Below are 12,509 nucleotides of genomic sequence, written 5' to 3' on the forward strand. Positions count from 1 at the left end.
GGAGAAGCCGACCCCGCCGGATCGCCGGCGGGGCTCTCGTTTTCCCCCGGCTGCGCGATGGACGCTGGTGTTCTTCGTCGTCGTGATCGCCCTCGTCGTCGCGATCTGGCCGCGGGGGGACTCCTCGACGGGCGACGACGCCCAGCAGGTCCGTCCGTCCGGCGCCGCCTCGGCCACCGATGTGCAGGTCGATGATGCGCAGTTGGCCCAGGCTCGCGCCGACGCCGCGATCGCACCGTGTCCGCAGGTCGGCGGCCCTGCGTCGACTGCTGCCACAGTGCTGGCCGGGGTGCGGGCGCCGTGCCTGTCGACCGGGGCGAGCTACGACCTCGGCGCCGGGACCGTCGGCAAACCACTGATCATCAATATGTGGGCGGTGTGGTGTCAGCCGTGCCGCGCCGAGCTGCCCGTGCTCGCCGACTACGCCGAGCGGGCCGGGTCGGCGGTGACGGTACTGACCGTTCACGCGCGTGAGGGCGCGGGCAGTCCGTACCTGGTACTGCGCTTCCTCTCGGAGCTGGGGGTGCATCTGCCCGTCGTCCTCGACACCGACGGGCAGGTCGCGGCCGCACTGAAGGCTCCCCGCGTGTTCCCGTCGACGATCATCCTGCGCGCCGACGGTTCCGTCGCGAAGGTCGCGCCGATGGTCTTCGAGAACCCACAGCAGATCGCCGACCAGGTACGCATGGCGACCGGGGTCACCACGTGAGCACGAGTGATTCGACGCCGATCCCCGCGCCGCACATCGGCCCACTGGTGGCGCGCGAACAGATCCCGACCTGGCTGCACCGGCTCACCGACGACGTCGGCGCCGTCACCGAGATCGTGCTCAATCGTGGTGGTGACCGCACCCGGTGGGCGGCGATGTTCAACCGGGATCGGCGTGCTGCTGCGGTGCTGGTGTTGTTCTCGGGGTCCTTCGACGCCGACCCCGACTATCCCGGTGGGCTGCCCGCCGATGCCGAGGTCCTGCTCACCGAGCGTGCGTCGACCCTGCGTCAACACAGCGGACAGGTCGCCTTCCCCGGCGGCGGCTACGACCCCGGTGACGACTATCCCGTCGGGACCGCGCTGCGGGAGGCCGACGAGGAAACCGGCCTGGCGACCGAGGGCGTCGACGTGCTGGCCACCCTGCCCAGCTTCCCGGTCCCGCCCTCGGGTTTCGACGTCGTACCGGTCATCGCCCACTGGCGCGAACCCGGTGAGGTGCGTGTCGTCGACGAAGGCGAGACCGCCCGCGTCGCGCGTGTCAGCATGCGTGAGCTCCTGGCCCCGGAGAACCGTTTCCAGGTCCGCCGGTCGGTCCTCGGTGCCCGCGCCTATCAGGGACCCGCATTCTTCGTCGACGGACTGCTCGTCTGGGGGTTCACCGGCGGGCTGATCGCGGCGATCAGCGACGCCGCCGGGTGGGGGCCGGCCTGGGACACCGACGACGTCCGTCCGCTCGACGAGATGATCCGACGCGCCGGCAACCGGCAGGAATCCGGTTTCCGCGCGGTCCACCCCGACCATCTGCGCGACCCCGACGGCCGGGGCAGCCGATGAGCGGTTCGACGTGGGTCGACATCGTCGTCGTCGCGATCGCCCTGATCGCCGCGATCAGCGGATTCCGGCAGGGTGCGGTGGCCTCCGCGCTGGCCGTGCTCGGTGTGCTCCTCGGTGCCTTCGCGGGCATTCTGCTGGTGCCGCATGTGATCTCCCGGATCGACGATCCGACGATGCAGCTGGTGGCGGCCGTCGGGGTGCTGGTCGCGCTGGTGGTGATCGGCGAGATCGCCGGCATGATCCTCGGTCACGCCGCCCGCGGCGGCATCCGGTCGCCGGAACTGCGGGCCATCGACAGCGGCGTCGGACTGGTGTTGCAGGCCCTCGCGGCGCTGGTGGCGATGTGGTTGATCGGCACGCTGCTGGCGAGTTCGCATTCGCAGGCGCTGACCAAGGCCGTCGACGGCTCCAAGGTGCTCGGCGCGGTCGACGACGCGGCGCCGGGGTGGCTGGCCGCGAAGCCGGTCGACGAGTTCCGCCGACTGCTCGAGGATTCCAAACTCGACGGCGTCATCCCCACCACCAACGCCGGCCAGGTCGCACCACCCGACCCGGCGCTGCTGCGCCTGCCGGTCGTCGCGCAGACCAAGCCGAGTGTGGTCAAGATCGAGGGCGAGGCACCCAACTGTCAGCAGGCCCTCGAGGGCAGCGGCTTCGTCGTCGGCCCGGACCTGATCATGACCAACGCGCACGTCGTCGCCGGGACCTCGACCCTGCAGGCCCAGCAGTCCGACGGGACCTCCTACGACGCCGACGTCGTGCTCTTCGACAGCGTCAACGACGTGGCGATCCTGCGGGTCGACGGCATCGACGCGCGGCCGTTGCGGTTTGCCTCGAGTACCGCGTCCACCGGGGACGACGCCATCGTCCTGGGGTATCCGCAGGCCGGTCCGTTCCAGGCCACTGCGGTGCGGGTGCGTGACATGCGCGAGTTGCCGACCGCCAACATCTACCGCAACCGCCAGGTCACCCGCGAGGTGTATACGGTGCGCGGCGTCATCCGGCAGGGCAATTCCGGTGGGCCGATGCTGAATTCGGCCGGCGATGTTCTCGGCGTGGTGTTCGCGACGTCGGAGAATGCCGCCGAAGAGACCGGCTACGTCCTCACCGCCGCTCTCGTACAGCAGGACCTCGCCCGCGCCCAGGGTCGCTACGGACGGGTGTCGACCGGGGCGTGTGTGCGCGAATGACTGACTCAGGCGAGTCCCCCGACCCGAGCGCCGTCGACGACCACACCGCCGAGATGGCCGGAAAGGTCACGGAGGCACTGGAATACATCGAACGGGCGCGTGGGCATCTGTACGGCTTCCACCAGCTCATCGGGCACGCCGACGCCCTGCTCGGGGAGGCGGTCGCCGAGATGCGCGATGCCGGTTACACCGAGCTGGCCGATCGGATCGAGACGGAGATGGTGGGCCGCAACGTGATCGAGGGTCGCTGGACCTTCCAGATCGTCGAGGAATTCGACGACGGCTATCACGCCGCGTTCACCGACACCGAGGCGCAGGTGCGTGCGGAACTGACCGGCGGGGTGCGTCACGTCCACGAGGCGCGGATGAAGGAACGTCGACGCACACACGGACATCGCGACCACACCGCCGGCCCGGGTGATCCCGGCAGCAGGTGAGGCCGGGCTCAGGAACCCAGCAGCTCGAGCAGCGCCGCGGTGACCGCGTCCGGCTGTTCCTGATGCGCGAAGTGCCCGCTGGCGGGGATCTCCCGGACGTCGAGATGGTCCACCCACTCGCGGCTCTCGCGCATCGCATGGTCGGTGATGTAGGGATCGTCGGCGCCGCGCAGCGCCAGCGCCGGGATGTGCAGTCTGCGGTGCATGAGACGCATGAACCGGATGCCGTCGGGGCGGAACTGCGACCGGAAGGCCCAGCGCTGGTATTCCAGACTCGAATGCGCCACGTAGGGGATCTGGATGGCCGAGCGGTTGAGACCGATGGTCTGCGCGTAGTCGTCGGTGCCGCGCCATGCGCTGCCCGCGCGCTGATCGAAATATCGAGCGATGAAGGCGCCGTCGCGGCGGGTCAGGCGCGCCTCGGCCGACCGGGGGAGCTGATTGCGCAGGAAGTTCGGGAGGAACGCGGTGCGTTGCGCCCCGCGCAGCAGCACGTCGTGGCGCAGGGAGCGGGGATGCGGTGAGGCGATCACCGCGATGCGGGACACCGCGCGGGGGTGCAGGGTGGCCGTCGCCCAGCAGACCAGACCGCCGTCGGCGTGCCCGACCAGGGTGGCGTCGGTGTGCCCGAGTGCGCGGACGAGGCCGTTGGTGTCACCGGCCAGCGTCCACCCGTCATATCCGCGCGGCGGTTTGTCGGTGTCGCCGTACCCGCGCAAATCGACCGCCACCGCCCGATGACCGGCCTCGGTCAACGCGGTCAGCTGATGACGCCAACTCCACCAGAACTCGCCAAAACCGTGCAGCAGCAACACCAGTGGCCGATCCGCGATCGGCTCGTCGACCTCGACGGCATGAAACCGCAGGCCGTTCGCGCGGACGTCGAGATGCCGCCAGACGCCGGGGAGCCGAACGCTCGACGGGTCGGGCGCGGCCATCGCTCAGCCCTCGCGGGCGGGCGGGATTCGTGGGTGCTCGGCCGTGGCCGACACGGTCGCGGCGGCAGCGTCGTCGGGCACCGCGATCTTGGAACGATCCGCGGCCGGCGGGCCCGACTTGGGCAGCACCGACGGGATCTCCTTGACGGTCTCGATGGTCTTCTTCGGTCCGCGGATCTTCTTGAAGAACAGGTAGCCGGCGATCGCGACCACGATGGTGATGACGACCAGCAGTGCGAACACGATGAGGAACGCCGCCCAGCGGGGCAGCCACTCGCTGAGGAGTTCGGCGAGGAAGAAGAAAAAGAAGAAACTCGCATACAGTGCGGTCACCCCGGCCACGGCGAGCGCGCCGGTGCCGGCTCCGGCCTTCTTGGCCTCATCGACCAGCTCGGACTTGGCCAGCGCCACCTCGGAACGGACGAGCGTGGACATGCTCGCGGTCGCGTCCTTGACCAGGTTGCCGATGCTCGGTTCGCCCTTGGGCCCGAGGTCGGCGTCGGACAGGGGGATCGAGGGGACCGGACGTCCTCCTGGTGCAGACCGGCCGTTCTCGTTTCGGCTCACAGCATCCTCCGTATCTGGGGTGTGGGGCATATGTTGCCATGTCGGCCGATCGAGGTGGTCAGTGCCGCCCGCGGGCGCGGCCTCGTCATCGACTCGCGGGCGGGTACCGACACACGAGATGCGCCACCGGGTTGGGGCACCCGGTGGCGCATTCAGGGCGTGTCTCGCCGCGGGCCAACTCCGGCCCGATCAGGCCTTCTTCGCGCGGATCGCCTCGAAGACCGAGGGGTCGACGAGGGTGGAGGTGTCGCCGAGTTCGCGTCCCTCGGCGACGTCCTTGAGCAGGCGGCGCATGATCTTGCCCGAGCGTGTCTTGGGGAGTTCGGGTACGACGTTGATCTCGCGGGGTTTGGCGATGGGGGAGATCTCGATCGACACCTGTTGGCGCAGTTCGGCGATCAGCTCGTCGCCGGTGTTCTCGATGCCCTCGCGCAGGATGACGAAGGCGACGATGCCCTGGCCGGTGGTCTCGTCGGCGGCGCCGATGACCGCGGCTTCGGCGACGCCGGAGTGCCCGACGAGGGCGGATTCGACCTCGGCGGTGGAGATCCGGTGGCCGGAGACGTTCATGACGTCGTCGACGCGGCCGAGCACCCACAGGGCGTGGTCCTCGTCGTAGCGGGCGCCGTCGCCGGCGAAGTACCAGCCGTGTTCGGCGAAGCGGGACCAGTAGGTCTCGCGGTAGCGTTCGTCGTCGCCCCAGATCCCGCGCAGCATCGACGGCCACGGCTTGTCGAGGACGAGGTAGCCCTGCTCGCCCGCGCCGACCGGGTTGGCGTCGTCGTCGACGATGGTCGCCGAGATACCAGGCAGCGGTGCCATCGCCGAGCCGGGTTTGGTGACGGTCACCCCGGGCAGCGGGCTGATCATGATCGCGCCGGTCTCGGTCTGCCACCAGGTGTCGACGATCGGCGCGGAGTTGCCGCCGATGACCTCGCGGTACCACTTCCACGCCTCGGGGTTGATCGGTTCGCCGACGCTGCCGAGCAGTCGCACCGAGCTCAGGTCGTGGGCGTCGGGGATCTCCCGGCCCCACTTCATGAAGGTGCGGATCAGTGTCGGCGCGATGTAATAGATGGTGACGCCGTATTTTTCGATGATCTCGAAGTGGCGGTGCTCGTTGGGGGAGTTGGGGGTGCCCTCGTAGACGACCTCGGTCGCGCCGTTGGACAGCGGGCCGTACACCAGGTAGGAGTGGCCGGTCACCCAGCCGATGTCAGCGCCGCACCAGAAGACGTCGCGGCCTTCCTTGTGGTCGAAGACGTAGTGGAAGGTGTAGGACGCCTGGGTGAGGTAGCCGCCCGAGGAGTGCACGATGCCCTTGGGTTTGCCGGTCGTGCCCGAGGTGTAGAGCAGAAACAGCGGGTGTTCGGCGTCGAAGGCCTCCGGGGTGTGCTCGGGGGACTGCTCGGCGACGGTGTCCTCCCACCAGACGTCGCGGCCGTCGACCCACGGCAGGTTCTCGTCGTGGTTGGTGCGGCGCACCACGAGGACCTTCTCGACCGATTCCGCGGCGTCGTCGCCGGTGCCGAGGGCCTCGTCGACGGCGGTCTTCAGCGGTGCGGGCTTACCGCGACGGTACTGGCCGTCGGTGGTGATGACGAGTTTGGCCTGGGCGTCGTCGACGCGGGAACGCAGTGCGCCCGAGGAGAATCCGGCGAACACGACCGAGTGGGTCAGGCCCAGTCGCGCGCAGGCGAGCATGGAGATCAGTGCCTCGGGGACCATCGGCATGTAGATCGCGACGCGGTCTCCGGCGGTCAATCCGATCGCGGTGAAGTAGTTCGCGGCGCGGCTGACCTCGTCCTTGAGCTGGCTATAGGTGATGTCGCGGTGATCACCGGGCTCGCCGACCCAGTGGATCGCGACGCGATCGCCCTTGCCTGCGGCGACATGGCGGTCGACGCAGTTGACCGAGACATTGAGCTTGCCGCCGACGAACCACTTGGCGAACGGGGCGTCCGACCAGTCGAGGACCTCCCCGAAATCGGTGTCCCATTCCAGCCGGCGCGCCTGCTCCGCCCAGAACTCCAGACGATCGGCCTCGGCCCGGTCGTACAGTTCGGCGGTGCCGTTGGCCTGCGCCGCGAACTCCTCCGACGGCGGGTAACCGGGAGTGGTGTCGGAAGCGGAAGTGGTCATCTGAGCTGGCCTTTCACTGGTCGGCAACAACATCGCGCGTGGCAGCCGCACGTGAGCCGACTGCCACGAGATCCTCATTGTGAGGGTAGTCACGTTGGATGCCCGTTGCAGGTGGCGGGGCGACGAAAGGTGCGCGCTCGTCGTCGAGCGGTCGATTCGTGAGGGTCGGTGTGACCTGTCGTCGGCTCTGCGCGTTTTGCCGGAGTGCCTGTTTGCAGTGCGAAGAAAAATGGCCGTTCGCCGAGACGGCCCGATGACTCGTGGGTATGGTTACCTCCCGGTCAGGTTGTTGACAGCTTCCGGCCACGATCCCGTCAGGATCGGGTACGTCCACGTCCACGCGCGGTCCACGATGCTGCGCGTGCAATGCAGAAGTCCGGCCGGAGGTGTGGTACAGCGCCTTCCGGCGTCGAATATTGCCGGTTACCACCGGCGTGCCTCGGAGGGCGATAGCGAGTGAAACTGAGGAAGATCTGGGTGGCGCTGGGTGCGGCCGTGGTGGCCGCCGGCGTCTTATCCGCATGCGGGAGTTCGTCGGACGACTCCAACGGTTATATCCGGGTGTACGGCGGTGAGCCGGAAACCGGTCTGATCACCACCACGACCAACGAGAACATCGGCGGCCGCGTCGTCGACGCACTCTTCACCGGCCTGTATGCCTATGACGCACAAGGCAATCCGCGCCCGGCTATGGTCGACAAGCTGGAGACCACCGACAACAAGAACTACACCATCACCATCAAGAAGGGGTGGAAGTTCGATGACGGTACCGAGGTGAAGGCGCACAACTTCGTCGACGCCTGGAACTTCGGTGCCTACACGCCCAACGCCCAGAAGCAGCAGAGCTTCTTCGAGCCCATCGAGGGCTATGACCAGGTCGCCGCGGAGAAGCCGACGGCCAAAACCATGTCCGGACTGAAGGTCGTCGACGACTACACCTTCACCGTGGCCCTCAAACAGCCCAACATCGACTTCAAGCTCGGCCTCGGATTCACCCCGTTCAAGCCGCTGCCCGATGTCGCCTTCAAGGACATCAACGCCTTCGGTCAGAAGCCGATCGGCAACGGCCCCTACAAGTTCGTCGACTGGCAGCACAACCAGAAGATCGACGTCGAGGCCAAGGCGGACTATCCCGGTCCCGACAAGGCGAAGAACAAGGGCATCACCTTCGTCGCCTACCAGGATCCCGACGCCGCATACAGCGACCTGCAGTCGGGCAACCTCGATGCGCTCGAGGTCATCCCCACCTCGGCGTTGCGCACGTACAAGAAGGATCTCGGCGAGTCGCAGGTCGTCAACAAGCCCGTCGCCTACACCCTGACGATGACCATCCCGGAGACCCTGCCGCACTTCTCCGGTGAGGAGGGCCGCCTACGGCGACAGGCGATCTCGATGGCCATCAACCGTCCGCAGATCTCCCAGAACATCTTCGCCGGTACCCGGTCCCCGGCCCGCGACTTCACCTCGTCGTCGTTGCCGGGCTACGACGCCAACATCCCCGGCTCCGACGTGCTCGACTACAACGCCGCCAAGGCCAAGCAGTTGTGGGCGCAGGCCAACGCCATCGCCCCGTGGTCGGGCAGCTTCGTGATCGCCTCCAATTACGATGGCGGACACAAGGAGTGGATCGACGCGGCCTCCAACGACATCAAGAACACGCTGGGTATCGACGCGCACGGTGAGTCGGTGCCGACCTTCAAGCAGCTGCGCTCGGAGGTCAACGCACGCACCATCAAGACCGCCTTCCGCACCGGCTGGCAGGGTGACTACCCGTCGATGCTGGAGTTCCTGTACCCGCTCTATGTGACCGGGGCCGGCTCCAACGACGGCGACTACTCCAACCCGCAGTTCGACGCGGCGATCAACAACGCGCTCGCGCAGCCGACCAACGACGCGGCCTACAAGGCGGCCAACGGCGCTCAGCAGATCCTGCTGCAGGACCTGCCGGCGATTCCGCTGTTCGACTACGTCTCCACGCTGGGTCTGGCCCAGGGGGTCAAGGGAACCATCACCTGGAACAACCTCCCCGACTACCCGAACCTGACCAAGGGCTGAGGCATCCCACCCGTTCGGCGGGTACCGGTCGTCACCGCACGGTGACGACCGGTACCCCGTCGGGTGGGTCGATGCTGCGCACGAGAGACGAATTGACATGCTCTGGTACACAATCCGACGAGTTCTCCAGCTGATCCCGGTCTTCTTCGGGGCCACGCTGCTGCTCTACTTCATGGTGTTCAGCCTGCCGGGCGATCCGACCGCGGCGATGGGTGGTGGCAAACCGCTGACCCCCGCGGTCCGCGAACAGATCCGGGAGCAATATCACCTCAACGACGGCTTCTTCCAACAATATTGGCACTATCTGAGCGGTATCTTCACCGGCAACCTCGGCCTGTCCTTCTCCGGACGACCCGTTGCCGACGTGATGGCCCAGGCCTTTCCGGTCACCATCCGGCTCGCCGTCTTCGCGCTGATCATCGAGGCCGTGTTCGGCATCGTGTTCGGCGTGATCGCCGGTCTGCGCCGCGGCGGATGGTTCGATGCCACGGTACTGTTCGCGAGCCTGGTGGTCATCGCGGTCCCGATCTTCGTGATCGGCTTCATCGCCCAGTTCCTCTTCGGGGTGAAGTGGGGGATCGCACCGGTGACCGTCGGGGCCAACGACGACCTCGCGCACCTGTGGCTACCGGCCTTCGTGCTGGCGTCGGCGTCGTTCGCCTACGTCTTACGATTGACCCGTAATTCGGTGGCGGAGAACTCTTCTGCCGACTTCGTGCGGACCGCGACGGCCAAGGGTGCCTCCCGTCCGCGGGTGGTGATCGTGCACATCCTGCGTAACTCGCTGATCCCGGTGATCACCTTCCTCGGCGTCGATCTCGGCGCCCTGATGGCCGGTGCGGTGGTCACCGAGGGCATCTTCAACATCAACGGGATCGGTCAGACCATCTTCCGCAGTGTGAGTCTCGGTGAGGCACCCACAGTGGTGTCGATCGTCACCGTGCTCGTACTCATCTACCTCGTGGCGAACCTGGTCGTCGACCTGCTCTACGCCGTGATCGATCCGAGGATCCGCTATGCCTGACAGTTTCTTCCCACCCGAATCCGAGGCCGAGGTCCTGCGCTCGGACGCCGAAACCCTCGGCGAGAGCGACCCTTCGGGTCGTCCGTTGCCGGGCCAACACCGCTTCGTCGCCCCTGACGACGAGGTCGAGGTCCTCGATGCCGACCCGGTCCGCGACACCGGCGCCTCCGCCGGTTTCTGGAAGGGCGCCTGGCTGCAGCTGCGGACCAGTCCGACCTTCATCGTCGCCTCCATCATGATCATCCTGGTGATCCTGATCTGCCTGTTCCCGTCGCTGTTCGCCCATCAGGACCCGCGCTACTGCCAGGGCGGCAACAGCCTGTTGCCGCCGAGTTCGTCGCATTGGTTCGGCACCGACCTGCAGGGCTGTGACATCTACGCGCGCACCATCTTCGGGGCCCGCGACTCGGTGATCGTCGGCGTGTGCACCACGTTGCTGGTCTTCGTCGTCGGTGGTCTGATCGGGGTCCTCGCCGGCTATCTCGGCGGGTGGTTCGACGTACTGCTGTCGCGGGTCACCGACGTCTTCTTCGCGCTGCCGCTGATCCTGGCGGCGATCGTGATCATGCAGATGTTCACCCACCGGACGGTGTGGACGGTGGTGGCGATCCTCGCCGTCTTCGGCTGGCCGCAGATCGCGCGCATCGCCCGCGGCGCGACCATATCGATCAAGAACAACGAATTCATCACCGCGGCAACATCACTGGGAGCCTCCCGGCGGCGCATCGTGTTCTCGCACGTGGTGCCGAATGCACTCGGCCCGGTGATCGTCACCTGTACGGTGTCCCTCGGTGTGTTCATCGTGACCGAGGCGACGTTGTCCTACCTCGGCATCGGGCTGCCCTCCACGGCGGTCTCCTGGGGTATCGACATCGCCGCCGGTCAGAGTCTGCTGCGGTCGGGCAATCCGATCCTGCTGTATCCCGCAGGCGCACTTGCCCTCACGGTTCTGAGCTTCATGCTCATGGGTGATGCCCTGCGCGATTCGCTCGACCCGAAATCGAGGACACGATGACCGAACAACCCACCACCGCCGAGACCGGCGCCACCGCAGGCGCCGTCGCCCCGCTGTTGGAGATCCGGGACCTCGAGGTGTCCTTCGGGAGCGCGAAGAACCCGACGCGCGCGGTGTCGGGGGTGAATCTGCGCGTCTATCCCGGCCAAACCGTCGCCGTGGTCGGCGAATCCGGCTCGGGCAAGACCACCACCGCCAACGCGGTGCTCGACCTGTTGCCCGGAACGGGCCGGATCACCGGCGGCACCATCATGTTCGACGGCATGGATCTCACGACCGCGTCGAAGAAGCAGATCGACCACTTGCGCGGCACCGGAATCGGTTTGGTCCCACAGGACCCGATGTCGAACCTGAACCCGTTGTGGAAGGGGGGATTCCAGGTTCGCGAGGCGATCGAGGTCAACAAGGTCGCCAAGGGTGCCGCCGCCAAGAAGCGTGCCGCTGAGGTCCTCGAAGAGGCGGGCATGTCCGACGCCGCATCCCGGATGAATCAGTATCCCCACGAGTTCTCCGGGGGTATGCGCCAGCGCGCGCTCATCGCGATCGGTCTGGCATGCCGCCCGAAACTCCTGGTCGCCGACGAGCCCACCTCGGCCCTCGATGTGACGGTGCAACGACAGATCCTCGATCACCTCGACGGGCTCACCGACGAACTCGGCACCGCGGTCCTGCTCATCACGCACGACCTCGGATTGGCCGCCGAGCGCGCCGATCACATCGTCGTCATGTACCGCGGCAAGGTCGTCGAATCGGGTCCGGCCACCGAGATCCTGCAGCATCCGCAGCACGCCTACACCCGGCGGCTCGTGCAGGCCGCACCCTCGTTGGCCGCCCGGCGCAGGATGCGGGCGACGACGACACCGCGCCCCGGCGGGCCGGATGCGGAGGCCGAAGTCGTCGAGAGCAGCGCGCCGACAACCGATTCCGATGCCCTCATCGTCGCCGACAAACTGGTGAAGGACTTCCCGGTGCGCGGCAAGGTGCCGTGGCAATCGACCCCGTTCCGCGCGGTCGACGACGTCGGATTCTCGGTGCCGCGCGGCACCACCACCGCGATCGTCGGAGAGTCCGGATCGGGTAAGTCGACAGTGGCGCAGATGGTGCTCGGCCTGCTGGCGCCGACGTCGGGTCGTGTCGAGTTCGACGGCACCGACGTCTCGACGGTCCGCGGCCGGTCGGCACTGGCGTTACGGCGTCGTATCCAACCGGTGTTCCAGAATCCGTACGGCTCCATCGACCCGATGTTCTCGATCTATCGGGTGATCGAGGAGCCGTTGCGGGTGCACAAGATCGGCGACAAGGCCTCGCGGGAGAAGAGGGTGCGTGAATTGCTCGACCGGGTCGCACTCCCGGCGTCGGCGATGCATCGCTACCCCAACGAACTCTCCGGTGGGCAGCGCCAGCGCGTGGCGATCGCGCGGGCGTTGGCTCTCGAGCCGGAGGTCGTGGTGTGTGACGAGGCGGTCTCGGCGCTCGACGTGCTGGTCCAGGATCAGATCCTGACCCTGCTCGATCATCTGCAGAGCGAGATGGGGCTGACCTACCTGTTCATCACCCACGACCTCGCGGTGGTCCGCCAGATCGCCGACGACGTGC

The 12,509-nt window shown here is 67.3% G+C and carries 11 protein-coding genes; 8 read left to right on the forward strand and 3 right to left on the reverse strand.

Features of this window, described 5'->3' with window-relative positions; genetic code table 11:
- The 4 genes from B1964_RS26970 to B1964_RS26985 form a co-directional block, all read left to right on the forward strand.
- A partial coding sequence (locus tag B1964_RS26970) for a TlpA disulfide reductase family protein (protein WP_253194219.1) occupies positions 1-709 on the forward strand: 709 nt, incomplete at its 5' end.
- Complete coding sequence (locus B1964_RS26975) at positions 706-1,545, forward strand: CoA pyrophosphatase (protein ID WP_079932003.1); 840 nt, start codon at positions 706-708, stop codon at positions 1,543-1,545. The genes B1964_RS26970 and B1964_RS26975, both read left to right, overlap by 4 nt.
- A complete protein-coding gene (locus B1964_RS26980) occupies positions 1,542-2,735 on the forward strand; it encodes a MarP family serine protease (protein WP_079932004.1) in 1,194 nt (397 codons plus the stop codon). Before B1964_RS26975 ends, B1964_RS26980 begins: the two co-directional genes overlap by 4 nt.
- The gene (locus tag B1964_RS26985) at positions 2,732-3,172 is read left to right on the forward strand and encodes a hypothetical protein (protein ID WP_079932005.1); all 441 of its coding nucleotides are present in this window, start codon (positions 2,732-2,734) and stop codon (positions 3,170-3,172) included. Before B1964_RS26980 ends, B1964_RS26985 begins: the two co-directional genes overlap by 4 nt.
- A gap of 8 nt (positions 3,173-3,180) precedes the next feature.
- Here B1964_RS26985 and B1964_RS26990 read toward each other — a convergent pair whose 3' ends face one another.
- From B1964_RS26990 to acs, 3 genes are all read right to left on the reverse strand, one after another.
- Entirely contained in the window at positions 3,181-4,110 is a 930-nt protein-coding gene (locus tag B1964_RS26990) for an alpha/beta hydrolase (RefSeq protein ID WP_014358768.1), read from the reverse strand.
- A 3-nt stretch (positions 4,111-4,113) separates the two neighbouring features.
- Positions 4,114-4,677 (reverse strand): phage holin family protein, encoded by a 564-nt coding sequence (locus B1964_RS26995; RefSeq protein WP_020172485.1) that lies wholly within the window; start codon positions 4,675-4,677, stop codon positions 4,114-4,116.
- Between the two features lie 189 nt (positions 4,678-4,866).
- Positions 4,867-6,819, reverse strand: coding sequence for an acetate--CoA ligase (gene acs, locus B1964_RS27000; protein WP_079932006.1), 1,953 nt, complete (start codon positions 6,817-6,819; stop codon positions 4,867-4,869).
- A gap of 456 nt (positions 6,820-7,275) precedes the next feature.
- On the opposite strand from acs, the gene B1964_RS27005 reads away from it, so the two are divergent.
- The 4 genes from B1964_RS27005 to B1964_RS27020 form a co-directional block, all read left to right on the forward strand.
- Positions 7,276-8,874, forward strand: a complete 1,599-nt coding sequence (locus B1964_RS27005) for an ABC transporter substrate-binding protein (protein WP_079932007.1) — start codon at positions 7,276-7,278, stop codon at positions 8,872-8,874.
- 97 nt (positions 8,875-8,971) lie between these two features.
- Complete coding sequence (locus tag B1964_RS27010) at positions 8,972-9,898, forward strand: ABC transporter permease (protein WP_020172482.1); 927 nt, start codon at positions 8,972-8,974, stop codon at positions 9,896-9,898.
- The gene (locus B1964_RS27015; protein WP_079932008.1) at positions 9,891-10,913 is read left to right on the forward strand and encodes an ABC transporter permease; all 1,023 of its coding nucleotides are present in this window, start codon (positions 9,891-9,893) and stop codon (positions 10,911-10,913) included. The genes B1964_RS27010 and B1964_RS27015 overlap by 8 nt, the downstream gene beginning before the upstream one ends.
- Positions 10,910-12,509, forward strand: a 1,600-nt coding sequence (locus tag B1964_RS27020; RefSeq protein ID WP_079932009.1) for an ABC transporter ATP-binding protein, incomplete at its 3' end; no start/stop codon positions are given. The genes B1964_RS27015 and B1964_RS27020, both read left to right, overlap by 4 nt.

The sequence above is a fragment of the Gordonia sp. i37 genome, from assembly GCF_002043085.1.
Classification (GTDB): Bacteria; Actinomycetota; Actinomycetes; order Mycobacteriales; family Mycobacteriaceae; genus Gordonia; species Gordonia polyisoprenivorans.